Source organism: Alicyclobacillus dauci (genome assembly GCF_026651605.1).
Taxonomy (GTDB): domain Bacteria; phylum Bacillota; class Bacilli; order Alicyclobacillales; family Alicyclobacillaceae; genus Alicyclobacillus; species Alicyclobacillus dauci.
This window is the reverse complement of sequence record NZ_CP104064.1, coordinates 2,016,683-2,042,380: the sequence shown is the minus strand read 5'-3', so window position 1 is coordinate 2,042,380 and position 25,698 is coordinate 2,016,683. Positions and strand designations below refer to the sequence as shown.

Genomic DNA, 25,698 nt, shown 5'->3' with positions numbered 1-25,698 from the left:
GTTAGTCCTCCTTTCTATTCGTAGGATCGAATTTATACACAATTGCCATACAGACTGACGTGAGAATCAACCACAACACGACATAGAAGAACAAAAACGGCATGCCTAGAACAATGGGAGTCGCACGATTCGCAAAAATCACGCCAATCAATAAGCCAATGAGCGGGACGAGCGTCAACCATCGAATGGACATTCATTCCTCACCCCCTTCCCCGATGAAATTTCCCAGCCAGTCGATTCCAAGTGTTTCAGTTATTCACCCAATGTCTTTAACACGATCCCGACGAACGATTTCACACCCATGGGCAAAGAAGCTTCATCAATGGTGAACTTCGGATGATGGTGCGGATAGACAATCCCTTTTTCAACGTTTCCTGCACCGACGTTGAAGAATACTCCTGGCGCCTTTTGTTGATAAGCGGAGAAGTCTTCGCCACCCATATGCTGTTCACCCTCGATGACAATTTCTTCGCCGAAGATTTCCACGAGCGTCTCGCGAACGGTTGACGTGACCTGTTCGTCGTTAATGACGGGGCGATAACCTTTTTCATAACGGAATTCGTACGTTGCGCCATGTGCCTCCGTAATCCCTTTGATGATTTGCTCCATCAGCTTCGGCACTTCAGTTCGCAATTCCGCCTTAAACGAACGAACGGTTCCATTCAATTCCACTTTGTCGGGAATGACGTTATGAGCCGTACCTGCGTGGAACTGGGTAACGGATAGAACCACCGGATCGAGCGGATCCATGTTTCGCGAGACCACGTGTTGCAGATTGGTCACGACCTGAGCTCCGATGACAACCGGATCAACCGTGTAATGCGGCTGTGCGGCGTGTCCGCCTTTTCCTTGAATGGTGACCCAGAATTCATCTGGAGCCGCCATAAAGGCACCCGCACGAATGGCAATCTTACCGACCTCCAGGGGCGACCACAGGTGAATGCCGTAAACCGCATCCACGCCCTGCATCACGCCTACATCGACCAACTCCTGGGCACCGCCTGGCGTCAATTCTTCGGCGTGTTGAAAGATAAAGCGCACTTCACCGTGAATCTGGTCCTTCAGGCCACTGAGAATTTTTGCAGTTCCAAGCAACATAGCCGTATGTCCATCGTGACCACACGCGTGCATGGTACCAGGATTTTGAGAGACAAATTCGAAATTGTTTTCCTCTGTTATCGGAAGAGCATCCATATCGGCACGAATGGCGATGACAGGCCCGGGAGCAGCACCGTGTAACTTCGCCAACACACTCGTCTTAGTTGGTCGAGATAGTTCCAATCCACCAAAAGACTCTAGCGTTTCAAAGACAAATTGAGCTGTCTTTTCTTCTTCAAACGATCTCTCCGGATTTTGGTGCAAATACCTGCGCCACTTCACAACGTTTTCCGTCTCGCGCTCTACTAAAGCATCTAGACTTTCTAGGTTAACCGACATGGTAAATAACCCCTCTTTCCAGCTCATATAAATCCAGTAAATTCGGTTGATTTGCGGTTGAGGACCATCATAACATCGAACGAATTATTTGACTAGCATATCAATTAACATTTTCAATATATTTCATTAAAGTAAATCAATTCTGCAGACTTTGCGTGAACGAGTCCATTCGTATGGAACACGCCCACTGCAAGACGACATGGTCAATTCCCCAATCGAACATCGATTTATCGCAACGTCTGCCTGGCGATTCGCTCGAGTAACTGAACCGCCATCGGTAAAATCCGCTCATCAATGTCGAACTTCTCATTGTGATGTGGGGCCGCGATAGTCGTGCCAATGATCATATACGTCGCTTGACCTTCTTGTTCTTGCACACGACGCATGAGAAATGTTGCATCTTCGCTTGCACCAAGTGGATGAGACTCAAGTTGCTCGGTGAAAAAGGGAATCTCCTTCGCCTCGCGCATGGCCAGTTCAACCAGTTCTCTATCACAGGCGGCCGTAGCTGCCTCACCGATGACTGCGATATCACAGTCCAAACCGTGCATCTCTGCACTGTGTTCGAGAATGGACCTCACCCGCCGCTCAAGGTCTTGGTTGTCTTCATAAGACGCTGCACGGCATTCGAGCACCATCTTCGCAGAGTCGGGAACGATATTAGGTGCACTGCCTCCTTCTAAAATACCGACATTGACGCGCGTTGCTCCGGTACTAAAGCGCGGCAGGGCGTGGATGTTCAAAAGCGCTGTTGCGGCCCCAAGAAGTGCATTCTTGCCCTTTTCAGGAGCCGCGGCCGCATGGGCTGGTACACCCTTGAACCGCACTTCAAGTTTGGTCGATGCCAAAAAGTCGGTAGCGCCCCCACTCATCGAGCCGATGGGAAGGTCGAGTCCGAGATGGAAACAAAACAGCTTGTCGACATCGTCCACAACACCTTTGTCTACCATAGATACAGCGCCGCGGCCGCCTTCCTCCGCGGGTTGAAAAATCAGTTTCAGCGTGCCGTTAAAGTTGACATGTGTCATCGTTTCGGCAAACGCGAGCCCGATCGCGGTATGACCATCGTGTCCGCAAGCGTGCATGCTTCCTTCGTGGCGGGATCGAAAGCCTTCAGCTTGGGGGAGATGATCCGCTGCATGACTCTCAACAATGGGCAAAGCGTCCATGTCGAACCGGAATGCCACAGTGGGACCAGCCCCGCCCCCCTCAAGCGTTGCCACCACACCAGTTAACCCGCCTTCCATGGCAGCAAGGATTTCCTCGTTTGCGCCTTCTGCTTTTGCCCGCTCATATGCGACGGTCAATTGTTCCACTGACGGTACGCCACGTCGAGACGAAGGTCGCATGACCTCGTCTCCGAATAACACCTTGTATCCAAGCCGACGTAACTCTTCTACGACGCGCGTTGCGGTCCGAAATTCAGTAAACCCGACTTCTGGATTCGCGTGGAGATCTCTCCTCAGTTCCACGATGTTCATTTCAAGGCTCCTAATCACTCGTAAATTTTGAATCAACGTGTACCAAAAGACGACGCGGGTGTACGCACGCTTTGCCGTTTCGATTCAACCAGTGGCATCACTTGACGCGCGAACCGTTCCATTTCCTCTAATTGGGGTGAACACTGTAGCAACACTAAATCCAAACCCACTTGTTCATAAGCTAAAAGCTGGTCAGCGATCTGGTCTGGCGTCCCCACCAAGTTGGGGCGAAGCCCACGGTTAGATACCGAATAGTCGTACAGCTTCAGTTGCCGTTCCAACTGGGACATGGACACGAAGTCACCGAAGCTATCATACGCTGAACCTTCCTTGACGGTCGTGATACGATCCAGTTCCGCCTGTGCCTCTTCCTCTGTATCCCGACAAATGACGTAGGCGGCCATTCCAAATGACTGCAAAGGTGATAGCCCCTTGGTAGCCCGACGATTCTTCATGTCATTGATTTTCGACTCGATTTCCTCGACCGTGCCTCCATGCATGACGTACGCGTCACATGACGACGTGATGAGATCCTTGCCTTTTTCGCTCTCTCCACCCGCATAAAGAATCGGGTTGGGTCGTTGCACTGGTTTGGGGTACAACTTTGCGTCTGTGATGTCGTAATATTTTCCGTGATACGTGAAAGAGTCTTGTGTCCAGAGGCCTTTCATGACATCGACAAATTCTCTCGTTCGCTCATATCTATCATCATGTTCCGTAAAAATGCCCCCGTATTCCTTTGCCTCTTCAGCCCACCAGGCGGATACGACATTGAGTGTAAACCGACCGTTGCTGATCTGGTCCAAGTTTGCAACCATCTTCGCGGTCACGGCTGGATTGTGGAAGCCGGGCCGGACAGCCGTCATAATTTCAAGTCGCTCCGTGACAGACGCCAATGCCGCTGCTGTGGTCCATGCTTCCAAAGTATCGGCCTGGGCACCTTTAATGTCGTTTAGGTACAACTCCGCGACGAGTGTTGTGTCGTAACCCAGCCTTTCTGCAGTTTGCGCGAGGTTTTTCATGTAGTCGAATGTTGGCGGCATGTGTTCATCATCAACGTTTCTCAGCCATCCTCCGAAAACTGGCAACCAAAATCCATATCTCATCTGTCTAATCTCCTCTCAATTACCTCAATACTAAAAACAAATGTGGAGGACATATAATCGATTTCTCAATGTGGCTCCCTCTAAAATGAAAAAACTGCTCGATAAGACGGAGCAGTCAGCGTGTCCTCTTATCTTCCAGAACATTTACGTTCTGCAGGAATTAGCACCCTTCTCGTCGTAACGAGCGGTTGCTGGGCTTCATAGGGCCTGTCCCTCCACCTCTCTGGATAAGACTATTAGATTGTCATCGAATCTGTGAACAAGTTACGCGTAGGTCTTAAACGTTCCAGTTGTTCCGACAGATATTGCGCTAAGACACGCATTCCGTAGATATCTCCTGCGCGCTCCGCTTCGGCGTTGTAATTTGTATTGGTATTGATGTCATATGTGAAAATGTTGCCTTCCATGTCGCGAATAAACTCGATCCCGGCCACACCAATTTGATTTTCAGCCAACAACGATTCATAACTTTCGATGATGGCATCATGAAACCCCGGAATGATTTGAAATTTCGGCTTCTCCGAAACCGCTTCGCCAACCGGGCAAAACAAATCCCCTACTTGACAAGCATCAGCTGGGCAAAGCTCAAAGCCGCCAGATGTGTCAACTTGGACCGCATACAGGAACTTCCCACCGACAAACTCACAGCGAGTAATGAATGACTCTGGTGCTTGAATGTACTCTTGTACAAGCGTTATGCCGTCAACCGGAGCCTCAAACGTCGGACCTTCTAAATAGGTTTCCAGGGCTTCCGACGTGTGGAACAACTGAACCCCTAATCCTTTTCCAGCCCGATTGTGCTTCGTGATAAAGGGGCGCCCCTTAAACTTCGCCGCCGCTTGCAGAATATTTTGTTTCCCGACTGCTACTACGGTCTCCGGCGTGCGAATGCCAGCAGCTTGCAGCGCTAAATACTGAGCAGCCTTACTGACCTCCAACTGAAGTGCGCGACTTCCGTTGATGACCTGACGACCATGCTTTTCTAACCAACCGATCACGGCACCCGTAAATTCTGCTGCATAGCGATGATTCCGCGTGTGTGACGAAGCACTCATGCGACTGTAGAAGACGCCTTCAGGTGGCGTCTGAGAAAGGTCCAGTTGACCCTCGTCTAGATGCCATTCCTCATAGGGCACACCAAGCGCATCCAACTGACGCGTCAAATGTATCGTCCATTCGGTATTTTCATGCAAAACGTAAACCTTGGCCATGCCTATGCCACCTTTCTCGAGCAAGAATAGCGATATTATAACAGATTCGCGAGAATTACGAGAGCGTTCAGATATGTCTCGCAAGCCAAATGTTCACGGAGTTTACAAGACGACGACGATCACTCGTCGCCGTTCCTCTTTAATGAAAGACCGATAGCCAAACCAGACAATAACAGCGATACAACACTGACCGCGAGAACCCATGTGTCAGCCATGGTCCAACCGAGGCCATTTGCCACCGGCGCAGTCGTAGTACTCGGGGTGGATGACGGTGCACTTTGCGCTGCGGGCTGGCCCGACAAGATATTCGTAAACGAATGTGGGGTACTGGACCCCTCGTCTCCCGTCCATTCCACGATGGTCCCATCCTTATAATACTGGTACGCATCCCATGCGACCTTGGTCGGAGAGGTCGGATTTTTTGCTACGAACGAAAACTCGTCAAATTGTCCGGGTTGAATGCCTGTTCCCGATGTAGACCAGGTAACGGTTTCTCCGCTTTGTCCCGACTTTTGCGTCTGAACAGTCCAACCCGGTACAGGTTCGTATTGTTCAAACTCGACTCCGTTCGGTATCTTCAGTACGATCTTCCAGGTCGGATCAGTCTTCTCACACGGCACCCTCATCGTATATTTCTCCCATGCCCCGACTGTGGACTGTGCTGGTGTGACAATGACGTGTGCAAAAGCAGTGGTCGTGATCGCGAGTGTGGCAAAGGCACTCGCCGATCCAGTGAGGAACTTTTGAATACGATTCATATCTGAGACCCCCATATAGTCTGTTATTGCCCAACGGTAATAGAGAATTTTTCGTCGAGATCGGTAAACTGGGTCGTTAACACGTGAACATCTACTGTCCACCGTCCCCCACCCGAAAGATACAATCCGGATGTTCCATACTTCCCTGGAGCTAGTGGTTTGAGCCGAACGTCATCCGCCCCCTCCGACACACTGGCTGAAGAGAATGACAATGTCACTTGTTGAATGTCCGTAACTGGTTGCCCATTGGCATCCATGATAGTGACTTCGAACTGGTTGTTCCCCACGCGGTTCGGCGTGATGTCAAGGCCAATCCGCGTCTTGTTGGACATCTGGCTTGCATGGACAGGTCCCGGTGCGATCGCCGCCGTAGGTAAATTCGTAAGTACCGAAGTCACCCCGAGCAGCAGGACGCCGACGAGCAGTTCGGATGCAACTAAGTTGCGGAAGCTGCCGATCCCGATTCGCTTGCGTCTTGTCCAATGGACGGCGGCAAGAAGGACCATCAACAAGTACAGAGCAATTTTGATGGCGAGGGATCGTCCGTAACTGGTCGACCACAAGGCAGTCCACGTCGGCACGTTAAGAAGAGCAGCATAAAAGCCAGTCCCGCCTAACACGAGGACACAACTTCCGGCAACAACGGAAAACTTGCGAACGGTTTCTGCTAAGTCGTTGGCCTCAAGTCCGCTTCGCGGCCTCGATCCACCGGACATGAGCAGAATTACACCGACCATCCCCCCCAACCACACAGACGCTGCGAAGAGATGTATGATGTCAGCGATAATAGGCACGGTTGGCGGTGACTGTACCATGGCATGTCCAACAAACGCCTTGGTGACAGGGATTCCCAACATAGGAGTGGCCATCCACCACCACCGATACCGCACCCCGGTGCCAACAAGGGCGCCAATAATCGGTGGAAACACGATCAATAGAAGCATCTGAATGACCCAGATATCGCCAAAAAGAGTGAGGTTCATGGTACGCAGGAGGTACTTGGCCTGAAATGCTGCCATGCCATGAACACTCCACGAGATTGCCGTTTGCACTGGTAGGCTGAATCCTGTGCTGACGACTAAACCAACCCAACTCACAATGAGCATCGCCAAACGGCGACCGCGGTACTGCTGTCCCGCCGATTCAGGCCATAGAAACCTAAAAAACACAGACAGGCCAATGACAAGGCACATGCTTAGGTAGAAACACACTCTATCGACAATCATTGCGGGTCCCGGCGTGTACCCGGACTGCGTAGCACCCAAGTGCATGGACTTCACGTCCACTTGAACTCCAAAAGGAATGGTTCCCTCCACCATGTGCCCGTCGGAGGATAGAACCTGCCAATGTACGGTATAAACACCCTTGTTCAGGTGCGAAGGCAGCGTGCACTCGATTTCGTGTGGATCAGTAGACACCAAGTGCCCGTTATGATTATCTACTCGGTGGCCATCTTCGTCAGTGACGGTAAGACCTTGGGGACCGAGTTGAACGGACTCGTCAAACTGGACGTCAACCTTTACGGGGGCTGTTTGGAATGTTTGGTTCGTAGACGGTGTAGACTGTACGACGTAGGCATGGGCTGATACGGTTGGTGGCAGAACAAACATTGATAGAATGATGGCCGCGACCCAGATGTATGTTTTCGCCCATCCCTTTAACATTCGGAGCATAATCTACCCACCTCCTCTCTCAAAAACCCGTTGCAATTCTATTATTGCCACAAGCGTTCCCTGTTCACACGGTGAATGGCCGTCAATCTTTGTCCGAGTTATGAAAAAGGGCAGTCAAATTAGCGTACAGAGGAAATTATGGTGATTAATCCTTACGTCGATCCCATCCAGCTCTCCTCGATTCAGAACGACCAGTAGTTGTATGCCAATTACAGTGGGGATTCTTGCATGGTTCGTAACTTTCCACATAGCGTGTAACAGAGACGACAATCGAGTCGTCTAACATATGAATCATGTCAAATAGGGGAGTCAAACCAGAGGAGGAAACTGGTGATGCGACATAAAAAGAAAAAGTGGGCGACTGTAGGGATAAGCGCCCTCGCCGCCACGGGGGCCATATTTGCCCCGGGCGTTACATTTGCCCAATCGACCACGGCAACAGTACTGACTCGTATTGTTATCGACAATCGCCAGATCAGTTCACCAAATGGGCTTGTTCAACACGGAACAATGTATCTACCGATATACTATGTTATGAGCGCTTTACAATCGGCTTACGGTATACACAGTTCGTGGAATGGACGAGTCTGGCAGATGGAATCATCTGTCTCTACGATTTCAAGCCCAGTCAGTCACCTTGGATCTGGGAACGTGATGATCGAAGTCAACGGGATAAACGTGTCCGCCGTTCGCTCAGTCGTCGCAGCCGACCCAGCAACGCCTGGGCACAGCATGACCACATACGTCCCGATATACAATGTTATGCAGGTGTTGAAACGCCTCAATCTAATCAGTACTTGGGACGGTCAAACATGGGGTATCTTCTCACAAGTAAACCCGGTGTTGGTTGATGACTATCGTGTGAAGAACCCAAATATGCACATTGAAGCGATGGCGCCCGTTCAGTTTGGTCAGGACAGTTCCGACAGCCTTGTCGTGGAATCACAAAGTACCGCCAATGCGCCTGTTACGGTGGGTGTCGTCAGCCCAAACGGAACCGTATTCGACACCATCACGGATTCGTTCTTTCCGGGAGAAGTAGAGTCTCTGCCAACACCAAATGGATCCATCGCAGCAATCTACTCTTCCGCAGGTGCACACAATTTCCACTTACAACTGTTCGAAGAACAAAATGGAATATCGAAATCTGTCGGAGACTACAGTGGTGACAATGGTGTCATCGCATGGGTCGTAAACGGCGTTCCGATGTTACTGACAAGCAATCGAACGTACAGTTGGACACTCGTGGACAATCACGGAAACCAGGACGACTTGGCACATAACACGCTATACACGTGGAAGCAGGGTGAATATACGCAGAGTCAACAATTTGACTCTTCTGTATTCGAATACAACAATAGCCGTCCCGTTCCACCTGATGTACAGGCCGTAGGACTCATGAATGGACTCCTTCACGGAACGGCGAGTGACATTTATTCAACTATGAAAACGGGCAACTGGAGTGCTTCGCGTGTAACCTCCCGCTTTCTGAGCGATTTTAAGGCAGTGATCCCGCGGTTGAGCTTTTTGACACGTGTCCCGTTGACTCAAGCAATCGACTTACAAGCACAAACGGATTCTACCGGAAACATCACCTATTCCTATTCATATGGTGGAGATCAAATTAAAATTGGAGCCACCAAACAATCGGACGGTTCATTCGCGCTCTCCAGTTTTTCGTTCGTGAACACCACGGAGACTGGTATGGCCACTTCATACTCGAAATAAAGATAACCGGAATAAACTAGTAGCGTTCTCCGCGGGTCTAGAACAAGCTTGACACCATTTTGTCAAAATCTAAGCGTTTTTACTTGTGTCAAAAACACAACATGTGCGATAAGCTGAGCTAGTAATCATAAGAGCTTGATTGCCTCACAATAGAGCCACGCTGAATAAGCCGTGGCTCTATTGTCATTTTTCGATGTGATTGTCGAATAGAACAAACTTTTGTAGCTTCATACATAAAAATATGATTGTCCGGGAAACATACGCCTCGAAATTGAACGAACTCGAAATTGAACGAAGAGGTGTTTCTCGACGATGAGTTTAAAATTACGGATTCTTCAAGGAGTTATTGGGTTAACGGCATGCGCTACCGTTGGTGCTTGCTCCGTTCCAGAAGCCGCAGCGCAGGCACGAACTGTCAAGATTGTTATACGGGATAACGGATTTGCCCCCAACCAAGTACTGGGTGTCATTCATCAACCGATTCACCTTGTCATTCGTAACGCGGGTCATCGCGTTCACGAATTCGCAATTCCGGAGTACCGAATTTATACAAGGAATCTCGGACCAGGCGAAACATCGGACGTTGAGTTCTCGCCGTGGCAAGCGGGTTCATTTGTCATGTACAGCGACCCCGAAGCAGACAGTAACCCTGAGTTCTCAGGTCGATTCGTCGTCGTTGATCAGAAATAATTCGGAGGTACTTATGGCAGATCATTGGTATGAACGACTGGAGAACTATTTTCCCGAGGAAGAATTAAAAAGCGTAGGGCAAATGAAAGACTTGCTCGAAGACCAGGTAGCCTATCGGAAAGAACAGACTGATGAGTATTTGCTTATGTATGCTGAATTCGAAGATTTCCTGTTCATCGATTATCTGTTGGTCAATCCAAAAACACGTGGGTCAGGAATTGGCACCAAATTGATGAACAGATTGAAGGCACGTGATAAAACACTGCTCGCGGAAGTAGAACCGGCAAGCCCAGAAGACATAGACACGGAAAAGCGAGTTCGGTTTTACGTGAAGAACGGATTCAAGCGAGCCGACAATATAGAGTACACAAGAGAAACTGACGATGGCAAAACCTTCTCAATGGATATTTATTATTGGAGCCCCGACCGCATATCAGAGGAAAAGGTTTTATCACAAATGGAAATCGTCTGTGACGAAATCCACAACTTCCGTGCGAGAAAGCATTATGGTCGGATCCCAGCTGATCCAGATGAAGTATTGAAATGGAAGCAATAGCATGGGGGAAACTATCCCCCTAGCACCCGTTTCGACGTTCGATCTGGTTCAATCAACAGTGTGACATGATGGAGAAACCGTAACGACGACACTCCCCGTCTTCAAACAGCACGCCAAGCACCCATGGCAACCATTTCCCCCATGTACCGCCAAGCATAGCACGCCTCCATGCGAGGCACGGCTATGCTCTTGGTACCTAATCAAGAACCCGAATAAGTAGACAAGTACAACTTAATCGTTTTTTGACGCAAACTAAACACAACCTTAACAATTAACATGTAGGATTAAAGTTGGTTTTGTATGTCATTCAAATATTACACAGTAATGCAACAGGGGTAGAGATTGGAGCGATAGCCCATGGGTAAATCTATGTCCGTACGCAATCTGAATGCGTGGTATGGGACACAACATACATTGAAGGACATTAACATTGATTTGGAGGCCAAAATGGCAACCGCAATTATCGGACCTTCCGGTTGCGGTAAATCGACATTCATTCGGTGCTTAAACCGGATGCACGAAACGGCCCCCTATGCGAAAGTGCAAGGTGAAGTTACTCTCGGCGATGAGAACATTTACAGCTTGGACCCGGTTGACGTTCGGCGTGTCGTTGGAATGGTGTTTCAAAAGGCAAATCCGTTTCCAACCATGTCGATTTTCGATAACGTTGCAATTGGTCTTCGCCTAGGCGGAATCCGTCGGCAAGCTGAACTTCGCGAACGCGTTGAGAAAAGTCTCCAAATGGCAGCACTATGGGACGAAGTGAAAGATAGGCTGAGTAAGCCAGCAACTGCACTGTCTGGTGGGCAACAGCAACGCTTGTGCATCGCGCGCGCACTAGCCGTGGAACCCGACGTACTGTTAATGGACGAGCCAGCATCTGCCCTTGACCCAATCTCGACAATGCGTGTCGAGGAACTCGTCGTACAATTAAAAAACGATTATACAGTCGTGATCGTCACGCATAATATGCAACAAGCAGCTCGTATTGCCGACAAGACTGCATTCTTTTTACAGGGCGAGTTGATTGAGTTTGGCGATACGACGAAGATCTTTACAAAGCCAACAGACAGCCGTACAGAAGATTACATCACTGGTCGGTTCGGCTAATTTGAGAGTCTGTGATTTGGGGGGAATATCATGCAACAAAGACAATCGTTTGACATTGCGCTCAAGGAGTTAAAACTCAAGTTGCTGCGTATGGGTGGCGATGTTCAGGAAGCTATCCGAATTGCTGTATCTGCGCTGGAGAAGTCCGATTCGACTCTCGCTGAAGAAGTTATTCAAAATGATACAAAGATCAATAAGCTCGAACATGAGATTGAGGACCTTTGCATTCGGCTCATCGCGACTCAACAACCCGTTGCGACGGATTTACGTCGCATTGTGGCCGGCATGCGTTTGTCAATGGACCTCGAACGAATGGGTGACTTGGCAGTTGATATCGCGAAATCAACTGTGCGCCTAGGTGGACAAGCACTTCTTAAGCCACTCGTCGATATCCCTGAAATGGCGAAGATCGTTGACGAAATGATTTCCGAAGCATTAAATGCGTACGTGAACAACGACGCTGAGGCAGCAAAGCGCCTAGCCGAGCTCGATGACGCTGTGGACCACCGCTACCGCAAGATTGTTGAAGAACTCTTTAATTTAAGTGCGGAGAAACCAGAAACCACATCCCAAGCCATGACGCTTGCCTTTTGCGGACGTTACTTAGAGCGAATTGGGGACCACGCCACAAACATCGGAGAAGGCGTAATCTATATCATCTCAGGTGAGCGTTCCGACTTGAATTAACCTAACGCAAACTTGTATATCTATGCACATCAGGCTTGATTGTCCCTTCGACATAATGCGCCAAAAGCCGCGTCATATCGAGGATCTCGTTACACAAGCTTCACAAACAATCATGCAATAACATGATTGAAATAGGCATATTGGTGTTAAACTGTTTGTAGGCGCCAATTTGTTAGAGGAGCGTGACGAAGTGAACACAAACAAGCCGAACGACCCGATAGTCACGTTGCAGCGCGTGATCAAGTTTACGGAACGCACAGCTGTGGCTCTATCGGTCATGTTGGTACTTGGGACCGTGAGTTACTTATCTGTACATGCATGGGCATAACGGCTATCATAAGCATAGGCTAAGTCATGCAGCAAAAACCCACACGCTTTCACGTGCGGGTTTTTCATTTGCGGAATACATTTCGGAGCAATCAGATTCGACGTGCTCCAATGTAGTGCGACGCCCAGTAACCACTCGACATACTGTCAATTTCAACTTTGCGGCTTGCGGCGTTAATAAACTGACCTCCGCCGACATATATACCATCGTGGGATGCTCCACCGCCATAGGTATCGAAGAAAACAATATCCCCGGGCTGCAGGTCGGACTGAGAAACACTCGTACCTGAACCGAACTGATCATAGCTCGTCCGCGGGAGATTTGTGCCAAATCGAGAGTATACATACTGTACAAAACCTGAACAGTCAAAGCCACTGGGTGACGTTCCGCCCCATTGGTACGGAACACCGTTAAACTTTTCGGCAAATTGAGCGACCGCGTATCCCTGAGCTCCAGAGGCTAATGACGCATCCGGCATGCCGGCACGACTGCTCAGAGACGTGTGCGCTGCTCCAGAAACGGACAGATGCTGACCTACGTGAAGCACACTCTTCGACGATAGACCATTGTTCTTTTCAAGGCTTGAAACGGAGACACCGAACCTTTGGCTGATTGACCACAGGGTATCACCCGATTTAACGGTGTAGGTTGAGGATTTGGGGGGGGATTTTGCCACAACGTGGTAAGAGACAGACTTGGCAGAACCGGACGATGTGCTACTACTACCGGAGACGACGAGATGCTGTCCGGGATGAATCAAATTAGATGTCAGGTGATTCAATGATTTGATAGACGAAACGGAAGTGTGGTATTTCTGAGCAATGTTGTAGAGGCTATCTCCACTGCGAACGGTGTATTGAACGGTTCCGGCATACACTGTTGAGAGGGATAAACCCATCGCGGCAGTTGCTGTCGACAGACCAATCAGTAACTTGAAACGCACAGAAGCAAGCCCCTTTTTCGTCCTACTCGGCGACACACATACACACTGAGATATTACAATGACTGACTTCTGCACGAAAAAATTAACACAATCTTTACAAATATCACTATGTACAACGAGTGCAGATTTTGTCAGGAGATGCGGTCCCCTGCCTCCAGCGCATAGAGTACGGACAGATAATTTTACTGCGCTTACCCTATTATAAACCGATAATCTTGTCGATATCAATCATAATTTGCTAGAACATGAAGAAACATGACACGCAAAGAGGATTTTTCTAGTTCCCGGTTGATGATTTTACTCTGCCTAGTCCATGCGATAAAATAGCGGAAGTGATACATTATTTTTACTGTACGAAAGGGGCATTCTGATGGCTTTAGATACGACAGCATTTCGACATGCCCTCGCTCACTTTGGAAGTGGTGTGACAGTCGTTACGATGGCCCACAATGGTGAACGCTCAGGTCTGACCGTGTCAGCCTTTTGCTCACTGTCGTTGAATCCACCGTACATTTTGGTTTGTATTGATAAAAGCTCGAACACCCTTGGTCTGGTTCGCGCTGCAAAATGTTTTGCAGTGAACATCCTCAGTGAGGAGCAAATAACATTATCCAATCATTTTGCTAGCAAATTGCCAGATAAGTTGGACAGCATCCCATTTCGAGATGGCACACTAGGAAGCCCATTGTTGGATGGAGCCCTGGCCAACTTGGAATGCCGGTTGGCCAATGAAGTCGATGGTGGTGACCACATGATTCTTTTTGGTGAAGTCATGGAAACGCATGTTGACGAATCAAAGTCGCCTTTGTTGTATTTTACCGGCCATTATGGCAAGTTTCATTCTATTTAATGATCTTGGTTTGGGGCCGAACCATCAGTGTCTCTCCCTGTCGGCCCCAGTACACGTTCATCCCGCATGCACGTCTCCTGGCTCGGAACCTAATGTTGCGGCTCCTCCCACTTGCTCAGGATGGCTGTGACAGTTGCTACGGCTGCGCTTGGGCACGCATGCTGATAGCAGGCATCCCGCATGTTGTTCAAATGTTCTCCACGAAAAGACTGTACAATCGACTCAAACTGGCGGATCGACTTGGCAACCCGCGCCGCACCCATTTGCTCTACCATGATGGCATTGCCCAGTTCTTGCCCCGCTTGCGGCTTATAAAAGAGCATAGGCGTACCAGAACACAGGCATTCAGCAATTGATATGCCGCCAGCTTTAGCGACTGCAAAGTCCGCTTGTTGTATCCAAGATGCAATATTGTCCGTATACCCGACGGCGTTGAGACGCTCCCTCTCCCCCGTACTTGTTGCCATTTCTTCAAGCTGCTCGCGCATGCGTTCATTCCGTCCACACAGCACAGAAACTCCATGATTTGGAAAACTATTTAGGAGACAGCGCACAACTTCCCGTAGATTCGGGAAAACACCACGCCCTCCAGCAGAAACAATGATTGTGGGCCGCGGCAACTGCGAATTCAACTGACAGGACATAAATTGTTCTCGAACAGGAAGTCCTGTTACCACCACGTCACGATTGGTCATCCGGGCCAAAAAACGTTTAGCCGCTTGAAAGGAGACATCCGATGGGAGTATGTAGAGGTTTGTGTTGCGATGAAACCAGCGGCTGTGAACGGCAAAATCCGTGCAGACAGTCGCTAAGAATGGCGTTACCTCCAAGTCTTTAGGCAGACGGGCCATGGCGTGATCCGGAAATAACTGAACAACGATATCCGGTTTGTGCCGCCGCAGCTCACGCCAGGATGCGGCGCGGGAGAATAGCGCTAATAAACCCCATAACGGGTGATTTGGAGACAGATTTCTCGTCAGTGTGTAGCTCATTCCATATAGCCCAGGTGCGAACTGCGTTAAGCTTTCATATAGCCATTCGTTCATCCGGGCCATTAAACCATTTGTTTGCCGGAAGCTGTCCACACGTATGACTTCGGCGCCATGTTCTGTCTCCAACACATGCGCCATGGCGTTTGCGACCTGTAAGTGGCCATCCCCGAATGACGCATACATTAAAAGGACTCTCATGATTGAATGCGATACTGCTCCCTTGTATTTACCGAACCGTCCAATGGTACAGTCGGATCCTGTAAAGTTTGACCTCCCACAACGGGACGAAACAGTTCGATAATCTGTCTCTTCGATGCAACAACCAGCTTTGGCTCCAACACATCCGCGTGCGTGCTAAAAATGTCATTCGCGTGCGGATTGAGGATCCTTAATACGTTACGAAGATGCCAAGTAGTGATTCGCTTCGATACCCCGTCCGAAATGGGAAGGGTGTGAAAACCAAAGCGATCGATCCCACGGTGAATAAACGTGATCCCGTACAGTGCCGCTGCTCGTTCATATTTCTCATGTTCAATCGCTTTCGCCAACACCGGCATCGATTCACGCGCTTGCCGGATTAGTTGCACCATCGCGCGGACAATATTCTCATCCTTCGTCAGCACCCGCTCGACGACACTGTTGTTCATGTGAAGTTCGATGACGATGTCTCCGGATTTCACAGTGACGTCCTCAACGACAAACGGACGCCCAAAATAACGCCGCTTGGCAATAAAGAACAAATGCTCAACACCGGGTTCTATCTCTTCCAGGTGGAACATCTTGTGAAACAGTGATTCCCATGCATCAAATACGAATCTAAATGCACGTGTAGCCATCACCGGCCCCCCCTAAACACACTCGGAAATCCTAATAAAATGATAACCTTTCCTACGAACGAGGTCTACTATGGCCGGAATGGCTAAAATCACCCTGTCCGCAGCCCCGTCCTCTGCTCCAAACGTGTCATTGCTGTCATGTAAGACGATGATCGATCCGTCCCCTAACTTCTTCTCGATCCGCCGAACCAGCTCGGTTGGCTCCGTACGACGCCAGTCCCCTACCATCACTGACCATGTACACAAGCGCATCCTCGAAAAACGCATAATAAGTAAAGTGATAAGGTTACATGCACCCCATGTTGGACGATACACAAGGGGCACCGTCCCGAAACGGGCCGACAAGGCCTTCGCCGCACCCAGGCACTGTTCGTAGGTCGCTACCGGGTGAAGCAGCGGTACAAACCAATGTTGGAAACCATGAATCTGGACATCGTGACCCTCATCCAACATGCGCTTGATGATCTCAGGATGTTCCCTCGCTTTCCGTGCTAAGACGAAAAAGGAAGCATGCACATTGTGCTCCTTGAGTACGTCGAGCAATCGCGGCGTATAGGCTGGGTCAGGTCCATCATCGAATGTAAGCGAAACTGAGTTCGGTCGATTTGTCAGACGGATACATGACCGGTGAAAGACGCGGGTCCAGATAACCGGCCAGCCACTATATATGAATAGAATAAGCATGATTGCAACTGCAAGCATCCACCAACTCAATGACCGCCCCCCCAACTTTAGGTCATCAGTACCTCTGATGGAACCGACGTCGCCGACTGGCGAACCTCATTGCCTGCCAGGTCCAATATGCGACTTGCAATGTTCTGTGCTGCGCCCAATACGGGTACTTGAGTTGCCGCCTTCCTCATTCTTTCCAGAATTTCCGGATGCCGTTGCACTTTCGAAAGAAACTGCTGTGCTTCTTTCGCATGTTGAGCTCTCACGGCCACGCCAGCTCGAACAGCAAAATCTGCGTTGATTACTTCCTGGCCCGGAATCGGTTTAAACAAGATCATGGGTATACCCATTGCCATGGATTCCGTCAAGGTTAAGCCACCTGGTTTTGTGACAATGACGTCTGATGCCGCCATCAGTTTATCGATCTCGCTGGTGAACCCGTACACACGAACACGCGGTCCCGCCAACTGGGCAAATCGTCGTTCCATTCTCCTGTTCTGCCCACAGACAACGAGGTATTGCATTCCAGAGTCTTGAATAAATGTCTCCCAGTCACCTGGTTCCGCAAGGACTCCGCTCCCGCCTCCCATGAGCAGGACGATTGGAAAATCGGGTGACAGGCCGAACTGTTGAACCAATTCACGGCGCTTAGAGCGCAGTGTTCGTACGGCATCGGCACTGAACTTGCGCCGCAAGGGAATGCCGAAAACATCGATCATATCAGCATCCACACCGTAAGATATCAAGTCGTCTTTGACTTCCGAAGTCGCTACAAAATAGTGATCGGCATACTCGTGGAACCATTGACGGTGTGCCGTGTAATCCGTCACTATCGCGACATTCGGCACGTTCACCTCACCGTGTCTCCGCAGTTCACCCACAACGCCCATCGGGGTGGGAAACGTACTTGCGATGACATCTGGTGAAAAGGCCTCAATATAATCTTGAATTCTCGTGATGCCAATATGATTCACATAGCGTTGAAGCGGTGAGTCCGGCTCAATTCGCGACATTGATTTGTAGAATAAGCCGTACAGACCCGGCGCCTTTTGAACGCCTTGAATCAGGCTAAACTTCGCAAAGGATCGCAGTGCAGGGTTGAGTAGGCTGACATAGTCAACAACTTCTGCAGTTGCACCTCTCTCCCTCAGAGCTTCTTGCACTGCATAAGCTGCTTGATTATGACCTGCGCCGAATGACGCGGTTAAAAGCAATACGCTGCGCAATGGGCTCGCCCCCTTGAAACAATCCACATCTGTTATTGTAAACGGGTTGAATCAACTGGACAACTTCATCTGCCTAGATTTTCGACAAAATCGGCACACCAACAAAATAAGCGGAGAAGCCAATAAATGTTCTCCGCTTATCCTATTCATATGCATGTCCGTCTAGCCGTGGTATTACTTAGTTGTACATCACTTGCGACCAGATGACCTCCAAACAAGAGCGCGTACCACCAATTGAATCAACAGAATGATTACCAACAGGACAAACGCAGCTGCATAAGCGAGATTGCGGGCTTCTGGATACGGCTGATCCAAATAATCCCAAACAACATAGGTTAGGTATGGCACTTGTTCATGTGTCAAATGGCCCGTCGGATTATGTGTATTCCAACCAGCAGTATACAATAACGGTGCAGTTTCACCAAGACCGATGGCAATTGCTAGCAAAACACCAGTCGCGATCCCTCCCGCAGCCGGGCGCCAAACGGTTCGGCTGATGGCCTGGAATCGCGTCATACCGAGAGCCCATGCCGCTTCGCGTTGCGTATGCGGTACCTGCTGAAGACTTGTCTCCGTCGTTCGCAGAATGTAAGGAAGCATCATGATGGTCAAGGCAATTCCGCCCGCAAGTGCCGAGAATCCCCAGTGCCAATGCATAACCATCAATAAGTACCCGAAGTACCCAATGACGATAGAAGGCACTCCAGACAGAACCTCAGCCAAGAACCGGATGACCGCAGATACTCGGGTGCCCGCGAACTCAGACGCATAAACACCCCCAAGAATGCCCAGAGGTGCCGCAAAGATAATGGCGATGATGACCAATTCGAACGTACCAATGATGGCGTTTTGTAAACCACCGGCAATTCCATGAGTCGTCTGGGTCAACATTGACCACTTAAATGCCCTAGCTCCATGCCAGACCACAGAAATCAGGAGATCGAACAGGGCGAAAATGACAAGTGCACTCGCGAGCCACGCAAAGCCCCAGCCAATGTAACCACCGATTTTCCGACGACGTCGCCTTACCTGAATCATACGCGTGCACCTGCCCTTGCTCGTTTGGTTGTACTGCGTCCACCTACGAGCCAACGCGCAAATAGGTTAGTGAGCAAAGTGATGATCAACAAGACAAGTGCCATTTCAGAGAGCGCGTGTACGGCCATGCCGGACGCGTCGGTTTGGGCACTGTCCAACTGGTCAGCGATGAAGGCAGCCATCGTCGAAATTGGACTGTATAGGTTGTGTGGGAGGATGTTAATGGCACTCCCGCTCACCATTAAAACGGCCATCGTTTCGCCCATCGCTCTGCCCCAGCCAAGTGCCACAGCACCCACCAGGCCATTTTTAATGTAAGGCAAACAAATAAAGCGGACTGTCTCCCACGTCGTCATTCCAAGCCCAAGACCACCTTCGCGGGCTAATAGGGGAACTTGTTGGAACAGATCCCGCGTGGTTGCTGTGATAATCGGAACGATCATGATGGCTAACACGATGCCACTCGTGAGCAGCCCGTAACCACTGCCCACGGAACCGCCAAAGAACGGGATAAAACCAAATACAGATTTCAAGAAAGGTCCAAATTGGTGCCCAATCCAGGGCGCTAGAACCAGGATGCCCCACAGTCCGATCACGACGCTGGGGATACCCGCCAACAGTTCGACAAGAATACTGAGTATCCAGCCAAGTGGTCCGCGAACCCGGTATGCCAAAATCATGGCTGTCAAAATTGAGACTGGAATAGCGATAATGAGTGCAATAAGAGACGATGCGATGGTTCCCACGATGAACACAAGTGCACCGTAAGACGCTCCCATAGGAACAGAGACGCCATGTTTATGAGTCATGGCCCCGTAGAGGTTACCAATGTTCCACGTAACGTGCGTGATAAACTCCCATCCCATGAATCGCATCGTCGGTATGGACTGCACAACGACAATCGCAGTGATGGCCAACAAAAACAGCACAGGGCTACTGGCGCAAATGCCAGTAGCCACTTGGAATATCCTATCTGCTGTTTTGGAGGCGCCAGTAATACGACGCATAAATTCAGCCTCCGTAACGGTGTTCTGCTTGATTAACCAGCCGTAATTGAGTTGATTTGTGCCTGACTCTTTGGTTCGATGCTACTAGGCAAAGGCAAGAAGTGAACTGGTGTTAAATACTTGCTGTCGTTGCCCTTGCTCGGGTCAATTGCCCAGTTCAAGAAGTTCTTGATTGCAGTAGCCTTATCAGCCGACGGCTGGGTTTTCTTTAGGATAACGTACTCAAAGTTGATGATAGGGTAGGAATCCTTACCAGGCTCATCAATCAGCGAGACGCGCTCGTCAGCTGGAACATTTTGCGTACCTTGCGTAGCAGCAGCTTGAATGTTTGCGGTTTGCGGAAGGACAAAGTTACCATCCTTGTTTTTCAAAGCTGCATAGCCCAATCCCTGCTGTGTGGCCTTGTCCAACCAACTGATGCCGACATAACCGATGCTGTATTTGTTCTTCGCCAGCGCTGCAACAACACCGTCGTTGCCTTTCGCACCAACTTCGGTTGACAAGGAAGGCCAAGAGACTGTTGTGCCGTAAGCAACGCTGCCCTTCCAAGCACTATTCGTATCAGACAGGAACTGTGTGAACAAGAATGTATCGCCAGATCCGTCAGAACGACGAACCGGAATAATCGCTTGGTGAGGTAATGTAACACCTGGGTTCATTGACTTGATTGCACTGTCGTCCCAGAACTTGATCTTCCCCTGATAAATCTGTGCAAGCACGTCGCCAGACAACTTCAAGTTGCCTTTCACTCCCGGTAGGTTGTACATAACCTGTTGTGCGGAGATTGCGACCGGAATATTCAACATTCCAGGATTCTGCTGCATTTGAGCGTCCGCAAGGTATGCATCAGATGCGCCCATGTCAACCGTTCCAGCAATTGACTGAGAGATTCCCGTACCGCTGCCCGTAGAAGCTGCTGACATTTGCACATTTGAAGCGACGGAACCATATGCCGGAATCCATTGCCCATTGAATAATGGATAAAGAAGTGAAGATCCAGTCTCTGCCAAACTGACATTGCCGCCAGTTGCGGCTGTGCTATTACCCGTGGATGTGTTGTTCGCTGTATCTGCTGCTCCGGCTGTATTATTCGCCCCGTTGGCTCCACAACCTACTACAGCCACCATCGCAGTCAATGCTGCGGCACCTGCCAGAATTTTTTTCGCACGAAGAGACATTATTTCGTTCCTCCCTGACCCCTGTTGGGATGACGTATTTTGTCCTAACAGAGGTCAGGATAACAATGAATTGTGAATCTGCTATATTGCCTGTGTAAAGAATTCGTAAAGATTGACTAAGATTCGATGAGATCCGACACCCCATTGCGAGCGTTTCGACATTACAAGTCCGCTTGGTGTCCCTCGCGATTGAGTCGAAGGAGCTTGGCGACCGAACCAGTCGTCGTTGCTTGGACAAGAATCGTACATAAGATGGCCAAAAAGGCGACGGCCATGATCACGTCCGCGTGAGGGATCTTCTCTGCGACGGCCGTCCCAGCGAGCGCAGCCGGGATGACTCCAGTCTCTCTGACCCACATCATGAACGTCACTTCGCGCCAATTCCATTTCGCCAGGCGATCCTCAAGAACTGAACTGACGACCGTCGCCGGACGCGCAATAAACATGAGTACAGCCACGACAACGAGCCCAACCCACAAATATTGATAGACGACGCCAAAATCAACTTGTGTCCCTAATAGCACGAAGATAAGCATGCGCATGATGGTCGTCATGACGCTGCCGAAATGTTCTAAATGGGCATTTGTTTCGGCAGAAAATGACCAGCCAAATGATTTCCCGTTACCGGTAATGACGCCAGCAGCAAATGCCGCCATGAAACCACTGGCATGAAGCCTACTTGCGATAACATACGAGCCAATAGCTGTGACAAAGAGCACAACCGACCCGAATTCGTGAAAGATACCCCAGCCCCTTCGTGACACGGTCCACAAGGCGGCAACACCAAACACGAGACCTACTGCTAGTCCGATTAATGAGTCATGGAAAAATTGATAGACAGCGGAACCAATGTTGAGAGACCCCCCTGTTTGAACGGCTGCCATGAGTGTCATGACGAGTACGGACGCCGTCGCATCATTAAATGCCGATTCCGTCTCCATTGTCTGCTGAAGCCGTTCGACAATTGGGACTCGTTTAAAGACCGGTATCAATGTGGCCGGATCGGTCGAGGCCATAATTGCTGCGAGAAGCAAGGACCAGACCCACGGCGTTCCCAGCAACAGGTGTACCGCGACCCCGACGACCAACGCGGATACGACAACGCCGATGGTGACCAGCACGGAAATACTTATGTATACGCGACGGAGGACGTCGAATCGGACGGACCGGCCTCCGTCAAATAAAATCAATGTGGCCCCAAGATAAATTATAAATTGGTTGACCTGCGATTGACTGGGTGCACTGATGAGGTGCAAGACCTGGGGCCCCAAGACAATCCCTAACACAAGAAAGACAGCCACGTCTGGGATCCGCGGCTTCTCCGTCAGTTTACTCACTATGATGCCAAGGCCCACCACGATAAACAGAATCATGAGGGCTTCTTCCCAAGTCCCTGCCAAGTGAAACATCAAAAGATCCTCTCCTCATCGCAAAGCGGCGCACGCTTCCTATAGTCTACAGGATCGGATGGAGTGAATAACAGGCGAGATCGAGATGAGTGGATGAACTGTTGAACATGACAACGGGCGAGTGTGGTCAAGCCGTTAGTGTGCAGGTGCCGGCCCCCCCATCGCGGGGTTAAGCTGTACCGCAACCTGTTTCATGCCAGATGGGTCTCGTCGCGCACGGACCGCTATCTTGTTCCGTATCTTACCTTAGAAATTCGACAACGATTCTTTGGAAGTCCGATGGCTTCTCAATATGTGGGGTGTGGCCTGCATCCTGTATAACAACGTGCGTAGCGTCTTGCATACAGGCAGCCATCTGTTCGTTGATTTGCGTAAACTTCATATCCAACTCACCCGTGACGAGTAGAGTTGGGATCCTTAGCTCGTGGAGACGAGACCAGTAACTTGGTTGCTGGCCCGTGCCAATCCCGCGCAGGCTTCCGGCTAGCCCCTCTTTGCGTTGCTGTGATCGAATGGCGCGCTGATTGAGAAAGACATCTTCCGGCAATCGACGTTGAGACGCAAAAAGCGGGATACTCTCCCACCGCTCAACAAATGCTTGGACACCTTCCGTCTCGATGAATTGGGCCAGTTGCTCGTCGGACGCGCGCCGTGATGTCCGCCCATCGTCTGTGCGAAGACCGGGTGAAGCGCCCTCCAACACAAGGCGATGGACTCTCTCTGGATAAGTCAACGCAAAAGCCAGAGCAATTCGACCGCCCATCGAATAACCGAGAACATGGGTCTGTTTCACTTCGAGGGTGTCAAGAATGGCAAGAACGTCCCGCAGTGTTTCTGCCATTCCGTAGCGAACTGGGGAAAGCGGTGCATCACTGTCTCCATGGCCGAGTAAATCTGGTACAATACAACGGAAGTGCGACGCCCACTCCTCGCGAAACGGCTGGAAGACAGCTTTCGATCCGGTAAAGCCGTGCAGCAGCAAGAGACTTTCACCCGAGCCGAATTCGACAGCCGCGTATGTCACTCCCCGAATGGACAACATATGGTTCATTGTGTTTTCACCTGCAGTGCATCCATCACCAGGGCTTTCAAGGAGCGGTAATGGGCCGCGCTCGCGTCGTTGCGAAACCGGACTTCAACTACGTTCAGACCCTCGTTCTTCATGGACTCCTGGACGGCGGCGATCATGCTTTCTTCATCATCCACCCTGCGATACACCCCACCGTACGCGTGAACAATATCTTCAAACTCAAGCCCGTGCGGCGTTGTGAAATACTCCAACGTGTCCTTGCGTTCTGCTTGACTGAGGTGCTGGAAAATCCCGCCTCCCTCATTATGAATCAACAAGACGGTGAGCGGCACATGAAATCGTCGGGCAGCCAACAACCCATTTAAGTCGTGGTAGAAAGACACGTCGCCGATGCAGAGCACAGTTGGCAAGTCGCGATTCCCGGCGGAAATGCCAAACGCAGTCGATACGACGCCGTCAATTCCGCTGACACCGCGATTTGCATACGTGCGTACGCCTTGACCTGTCATGTCCGCCAGCGCATCCGCATCCCGAATTGGTCGACTATTCCCGAAAACCAGTTGGGCTCTCGATCCCACGGCCCGTGTCAGGGCACGTATCGCTGTCCCTTCAAACCAGGTCAGTGAGGTGAAGTGGGCAACACTGTTTGCAACTTGCTCATTTGCGTGCTGCCACAATCGCAAATATGATTCCCTCGATTCACTCTGTGGAAGGGCCATGTCAGCAAGCGTTGGCTTGAGATCGCCAACCAAAACATGTGTGGCATGGAACGATGCATCCCGGTACCATTCTGTGTCATCGACGAGGAAGACCGTGGATTCGTCGGTCCACCGATTCATAAACGTTGCCAATGATTTGGAAGTTGGCTGCGCCCCGAAGCGAAGAACGACGTCCGGAACAGGGATTGTCGAACCTGCAGCGGCCAGAAGCAAGTCGTAATAATCGATGACGGCCGTACCGCCAGCTAGCCGTCCCCGCGCCTGTGAGAGAACATCAGCCAAGACAGCTATATGATTCGCCTCGGCAAACTGTACAACGGTTTCTACCAGTTGCGGATCGTCCAGCGGACCCACGACAATGAGTGGACGCGTTGCTCCAGCCAAAGCGTTCGTCAAAAATTGAACCGCTTCTTCGGCGACAGGTGCTGCTTTTCTTGCGTAGACCGTTGGTGTCTGAACGTGTTGGTCTCGTGTAAGGGTATCCCGTCTTGGAAGCATAAGCGGTTCCTCAAAGGGAAAATTCACGTGGACAGGTCCGCGCGGCGACGTCAGAGACGTTGCGACAGCACGTGCTGCCACAGCCGCCGCATACCGTGCAACAACCATGGAACCATCGGGTACAGGCATCTCGATAGACGTCTTGACGTGTCCATCGTACAAGCCGTATTGGCGAACTGTTTGATTCGCGCCGACTTCTCGCAGACGCTGCGGCCTATCGGCCGTGACGACAATGAGCGGAACTCGCGCTTCGTATGCTTCCATGACGGCAGGGTAATAGTTGGCCATCGCCGTACCTGACGTACATGAAATAACCACAGGTGCACCTGTCGACCGGGCGATGCCAAGGGCGAAAAAGGCGGCGGATCGTTCATCCAAATGCGTGTACACTTCGATATCGGGATGCTCGACAAGTGCAAGCGTCAACGGTGTATTTCTCGATCCCGGCGATACGACCGCGTGTTTCACACCAGCGTTCGCGAGCCCGTCGACAAAACTGTGGACAGGCCAAAGGTTGTCATTTGCCACTGGTATC

At 50.4% G+C, this 25,698-nt stretch carries 25 protein-coding genes and 1 riboswitch; of the genes, 7 read left to right on the top strand and 18 right to left on the bottom strand.

Features of this window, described 5'->3' with window-relative positions; genetic code table 11:
- Position 1 precedes the first annotated feature (1 nt).
- From NZD86_RS10205 to NZD86_RS10175, 7 genes are all read right to left on the bottom strand, one after another.
- A complete protein-coding gene (locus NZD86_RS10205; RefSeq protein ID WP_268046407.1) occupies positions 2 to 193 on the bottom strand; it encodes a DUF3311 domain-containing protein in 192 nt (63 codons plus the stop codon).
- A gap of 59 nt (positions 194 to 252) precedes the next feature.
- Positions 253 to 1,437, bottom strand: coding sequence for a M20 family metallopeptidase (locus tag NZD86_RS10200; protein ID WP_268046406.1), 1,185 nt, complete (start codon positions 1,435 to 1,437; stop codon positions 253 to 255).
- 227 nt (positions 1,438 to 1,664) lie between these two features.
- The gene (locus tag NZD86_RS10195) at positions 1,665 to 2,918 is read right to left on the bottom strand and encodes an amidohydrolase (protein ID WP_268046405.1); all 1,254 of its coding nucleotides are present in this window, start codon (positions 2,916 to 2,918) and stop codon (positions 1,665 to 1,667) included.
- 32 nt (positions 2,919 to 2,950) lie between these two features.
- Positions 2,951 to 4,024, bottom strand: a complete 1,074-nt coding sequence (locus NZD86_RS10190) for an LLM class flavin-dependent oxidoreductase (RefSeq protein WP_268046404.1) — start codon at positions 4,022 to 4,024, stop codon at positions 2,951 to 2,953.
- Positions 4,025 to 4,149: 125 nt separating this feature from the next.
- Positions 4,150 to 4,258: riboswitch (SAM riboswitch) on the bottom strand.
- Positions 4,259 to 4,260: 2 nt separating this feature from the next.
- The gene (locus NZD86_RS10185) at positions 4,261 to 5,235 is read right to left on the bottom strand and encodes an ATP-grasp domain-containing protein (protein ID WP_268046403.1); all 975 of its coding nucleotides are present in this window, start codon (positions 5,233 to 5,235) and stop codon (positions 4,261 to 4,263) included.
- Positions 5,236 to 5,354: 119 nt separating this feature from the next.
- Positions 5,355 to 5,993 carry a YcnI family copper-binding membrane protein gene (locus NZD86_RS10180; protein WP_268046402.1) on the bottom strand — a complete coding sequence of 213 codons (639 nt, stop codon included), beginning with the start codon at positions 5,991 to 5,993 and terminating at the stop codon, positions 5,355 to 5,357.
- A 23-nt stretch (positions 5,994 to 6,016) separates the two neighbouring features.
- Complete coding sequence (locus NZD86_RS10175; protein ID WP_268046401.1) at positions 6,017 to 7,666, bottom strand: copper resistance CopC/CopD family protein; 1,650 nt, start codon at positions 7,664 to 7,666, stop codon at positions 6,017 to 6,019.
- Between the two features lie 333 nt (positions 7,667 to 7,999).
- Here NZD86_RS10175 and NZD86_RS10170 point away from each other — a divergent pair, with 333 nt between their 5' ends.
- From NZD86_RS10170 to NZD86_RS10145, 6 genes are all read left to right on the top strand, one after another.
- Positions 8,000 to 9,394, top strand: coding sequence for a hypothetical protein (locus tag NZD86_RS10170; protein ID WP_268046400.1), 1,395 nt, complete (start codon positions 8,000 to 8,002; stop codon positions 9,392 to 9,394).
- Positions 9,395 to 9,706: 312 nt separating this feature from the next.
- Positions 9,707 to 10,084 carry a cupredoxin domain-containing protein gene (locus NZD86_RS10165; protein ID WP_268046399.1) on the top strand — a complete coding sequence of 126 codons (378 nt, stop codon included), beginning with the start codon at positions 9,707 to 9,709 and terminating at the stop codon, positions 10,082 to 10,084.
- Between the two features lie 13 nt (positions 10,085 to 10,097).
- The gene (locus tag NZD86_RS10160) at positions 10,098 to 10,640 is read left to right on the top strand and encodes a GNAT family N-acetyltransferase (RefSeq protein ID WP_268046398.1); all 543 of its coding nucleotides are present in this window, start codon (positions 10,098 to 10,100) and stop codon (positions 10,638 to 10,640) included.
- A 357-nt stretch (positions 10,641 to 10,997) separates the two neighbouring features.
- On the top strand, positions 10,998 to 11,750 hold the full coding sequence (gene pstB, locus NZD86_RS10155) for a phosphate ABC transporter ATP-binding protein PstB (RefSeq protein WP_268046397.1): 753 nt from the start codon (positions 10,998 to 11,000) through the stop codon (positions 11,748 to 11,750).
- Between the two features lie 30 nt (positions 11,751 to 11,780).
- Positions 11,781 to 12,437 carry a phosphate signaling complex protein PhoU gene (phoU, locus tag NZD86_RS10150; RefSeq protein ID WP_268046396.1) on the top strand — a complete coding sequence of 219 codons (657 nt, stop codon included), beginning with the start codon at positions 11,781 to 11,783 and terminating at the stop codon, positions 12,435 to 12,437.
- A gap of 190 nt (positions 12,438 to 12,627) precedes the next feature.
- A complete protein-coding gene (locus NZD86_RS10145) occupies positions 12,628 to 12,765 on the top strand; it encodes a hypothetical protein (RefSeq protein WP_268046395.1) in 138 nt (45 codons plus the stop codon).
- A gap of 91 nt (positions 12,766 to 12,856) precedes the next feature.
- Here NZD86_RS10145 and NZD86_RS10140 read toward each other — a convergent pair whose 3' ends face one another.
- Positions 12,857 to 13,708, bottom strand: a complete 852-nt coding sequence (locus NZD86_RS10140) for a C40 family peptidase (RefSeq protein WP_268046394.1) — start codon at positions 13,706 to 13,708, stop codon at positions 12,857 to 12,859.
- A gap of 370 nt (positions 13,709 to 14,078) precedes the next feature.
- Between NZD86_RS10140 and NZD86_RS10135 the strand changes: the two genes are divergently transcribed.
- Positions 14,079 to 14,558, top strand: coding sequence for a flavin reductase family protein (locus tag NZD86_RS10135; RefSeq protein ID WP_268046393.1), 480 nt, complete (start codon positions 14,079 to 14,081; stop codon positions 14,556 to 14,558).
- 89 nt (positions 14,559 to 14,647) lie between these two features.
- Here NZD86_RS10135 and NZD86_RS10130 read toward each other — a convergent pair whose 3' ends face one another.
- The 10 genes from NZD86_RS10130 to menD all read right to left on the bottom strand — a co-directional run bounded on the left by NZD86_RS10130 (position 14,648) and on the right by menD (position 25,691).
- Positions 14,648 to 15,748: an MGDG synthase family glycosyltransferase gene (locus NZD86_RS10130; RefSeq protein ID WP_268046392.1), complete on the bottom strand. Its 1,101-nt coding sequence runs from the start codon at positions 15,746 to 15,748 to the stop codon at positions 14,648 to 14,650.
- A complete protein-coding gene (locus NZD86_RS10125; protein WP_268046391.1) occupies positions 15,745 to 16,386 on the bottom strand; it encodes a YkoP family protein in 642 nt (213 codons plus the stop codon). Before NZD86_RS10125 ends, NZD86_RS10130 begins: the two co-directional genes overlap by 4 nt.
- A 12-nt stretch (positions 16,387 to 16,398) precedes the next feature.
- Positions 16,399 to 17,100: a polysaccharide deacetylase family protein gene (locus tag NZD86_RS10120; protein WP_268046389.1), complete on the bottom strand. Its 702-nt coding sequence runs from the start codon at positions 17,098 to 17,100 to the stop codon at positions 16,399 to 16,401.
- 17 nt (positions 17,101 to 17,117) lie between these two features.
- Entirely contained in the window at positions 17,118 to 18,284 is a 1,167-nt protein-coding gene (locus tag NZD86_RS10115) for an MGDG synthase family glycosyltransferase (RefSeq protein WP_268046388.1), read from the bottom strand.
- 189 nt (positions 18,285 to 18,473) lie between these two features.
- On the bottom strand, positions 18,474 to 19,322 hold the full coding sequence (pstA, locus tag NZD86_RS10110; protein WP_268046387.1) for a phosphate ABC transporter permease PstA: 849 nt from the start codon (positions 19,320 to 19,322) through the stop codon (positions 18,474 to 18,476).
- A complete protein-coding gene (gene pstC / locus NZD86_RS10105) occupies positions 19,319 to 20,329 on the bottom strand; it encodes a phosphate ABC transporter permease subunit PstC (protein ID WP_268046386.1) in 1,011 nt (336 codons plus the stop codon). Before pstC ends, pstA begins: the two co-directional genes overlap by 4 nt.
- A 32-nt stretch (positions 20,330 to 20,361) precedes the next feature.
- Positions 20,362 to 21,507 carry a phosphate ABC transporter substrate-binding protein PstS gene (gene pstS / locus NZD86_RS10100; RefSeq protein WP_268046385.1) on the bottom strand — a complete coding sequence of 382 codons (1,146 nt, stop codon included), beginning with the start codon at positions 21,505 to 21,507 and terminating at the stop codon, positions 20,362 to 20,364.
- A gap of 161 nt (positions 21,508 to 21,668) precedes the next feature.
- Positions 21,669 to 22,916, bottom strand: a complete 1,248-nt coding sequence (locus tag NZD86_RS10095; protein ID WP_268046842.1) for a cation:proton antiporter — start codon at positions 22,914 to 22,916, stop codon at positions 21,669 to 21,671.
- Positions 22,917 to 23,157: 241 nt separating this feature from the next.
- Positions 23,158 to 23,967, bottom strand: a complete 810-nt coding sequence (gene menH / locus NZD86_RS10090; protein ID WP_268046383.1) for a 2-succinyl-6-hydroxy-2,4-cyclohexadiene-1-carboxylate synthase — start codon at positions 23,965 to 23,967, stop codon at positions 23,158 to 23,160.
- Positions 23,964 to 25,691 carry a 2-succinyl-5-enolpyruvyl-6-hydroxy-3-cyclohexene-1-carboxylic-acid synthase gene (gene menD, locus NZD86_RS10085; RefSeq protein WP_268046382.1) on the bottom strand — a complete coding sequence of 576 codons (1,728 nt, stop codon included), beginning with the start codon at positions 25,689 to 25,691 and terminating at the stop codon, positions 23,964 to 23,966. The genes menH and menD overlap by 4 nt, the downstream gene beginning before the upstream one ends.
- Positions 25,692 to 25,698 lie beyond the last annotated feature (7 nt).

What these genes read in the sequence shown, in the direction of transcription:
- NZD86_RS10205 (WP_268046407.1), bottom strand. Translation starts at nt 193, where the DNA reads ATGTCCATTCGATGGTTGACGCTCGTCCCGCTCATTGGCTTATTGATT.
- NZD86_RS10200 (WP_268046406.1), bottom strand. Translation starts at nt 1,437, where the DNA reads ATGTCGGTTAACCTAGAAAGTCTAGATGCTTTAGTAGAGCGCGAGACG.
- NZD86_RS10195 (WP_268046405.1), bottom strand. Translation starts at nt 2,918, where the DNA reads ATGAACATCGTGGAACTGAGGAGAGATCTCCACGCGAATCCAGAAGTC.
- NZD86_RS10190 (WP_268046404.1), bottom strand. Translation starts at nt 4,024, where the DNA reads ATGAGATATGGATTTTGGTTGCCAGTTTTCGGAGGATGGCTGAGAAAC.
- NZD86_RS10185 (WP_268046403.1), bottom strand. Translation starts at nt 5,235, where the DNA reads ATGGCCAAGGTTTACGTTTTGCATGAAAATACCGAATGGACGATACAT.
- NZD86_RS10180 (WP_268046402.1), bottom strand. Translation starts at nt 5,993, where the DNA reads ATGAATCGTATTCAAAAGTTCCTCACTGGATCGGCGAGTGCCTTTGCC.
- NZD86_RS10175 (WP_268046401.1), bottom strand. Translation starts at nt 7,666, where the DNA reads ATGCTCCGAATGTTAAAGGGATGGGCGAAAACATACATCTGGGTCGCG.
- NZD86_RS10170 (WP_268046400.1), top strand. Translation starts at nt 8,000, where the DNA reads ATGCGACATAAAAAGAAAAAGTGGGCGACTGTAGGGATAAGCGCCCTC.
- NZD86_RS10165 (WP_268046399.1), top strand. Translation starts at nt 9,707, where the DNA reads ATGAGTTTAAAATTACGGATTCTTCAAGGAGTTATTGGGTTAACGGCA.
- NZD86_RS10160 (WP_268046398.1), top strand. Translation starts at nt 10,098, where the DNA reads ATGGCAGATCATTGGTATGAACGACTGGAGAACTATTTTCCCGAGGAA.
- pstB (WP_268046397.1), top strand. Translation starts at nt 10,998, where the DNA reads ATGGGTAAATCTATGTCCGTACGCAATCTGAATGCGTGGTATGGGACA.
- phoU (WP_268046396.1), top strand. Translation starts at nt 11,781, where the DNA reads ATGCAACAAAGACAATCGTTTGACATTGCGCTCAAGGAGTTAAAACTC.
- NZD86_RS10135 (WP_268046393.1), top strand. Translation starts at nt 14,079, where the DNA reads ATGGCTTTAGATACGACAGCATTTCGACATGCCCTCGCTCACTTTGGA.
- NZD86_RS10130 (WP_268046392.1), bottom strand. Translation starts at nt 15,748, where the DNA reads ATGAGAGTCCTTTTAATGTATGCGTCATTCGGGGATGGCCACTTACAG.
- NZD86_RS10125 (WP_268046391.1), bottom strand. Translation starts at nt 16,386, where the DNA reads ATGGCTACACGTGCATTTAGATTCGTATTTGATGCATGGGAATCACTG.
- pstA (WP_268046387.1), bottom strand. Translation starts at nt 19,322, where the DNA reads ATGATTCAGGTAAGGCGACGTCGTCGGAAAATCGGTGGTTACATTGGC.
- pstC (WP_268046386.1), bottom strand. Translation starts at nt 20,329, where the DNA reads ATGCGTCGTATTACTGGCGCCTCCAAAACAGCAGATAGGATATTCCAA.
- pstS (WP_268046385.1), bottom strand. Translation starts at nt 21,507, where the DNA reads ATGTCTCTTCGTGCGAAAAAAATTCTGGCAGGTGCCGCAGCATTGACT.
- NZD86_RS10095 (WP_268046842.1), bottom strand. Translation starts at nt 22,916, where the DNA reads ATGTTTCACTTGGCAGGGACTTGGGAAGAAGCCCTCATGATTCTGTTT.
- menH (WP_268046383.1), bottom strand. Translation starts at nt 23,967, where the DNA reads ATGAACCATATGTTGTCCATTCGGGGAGTGACATACGCGGCTGTCGAA.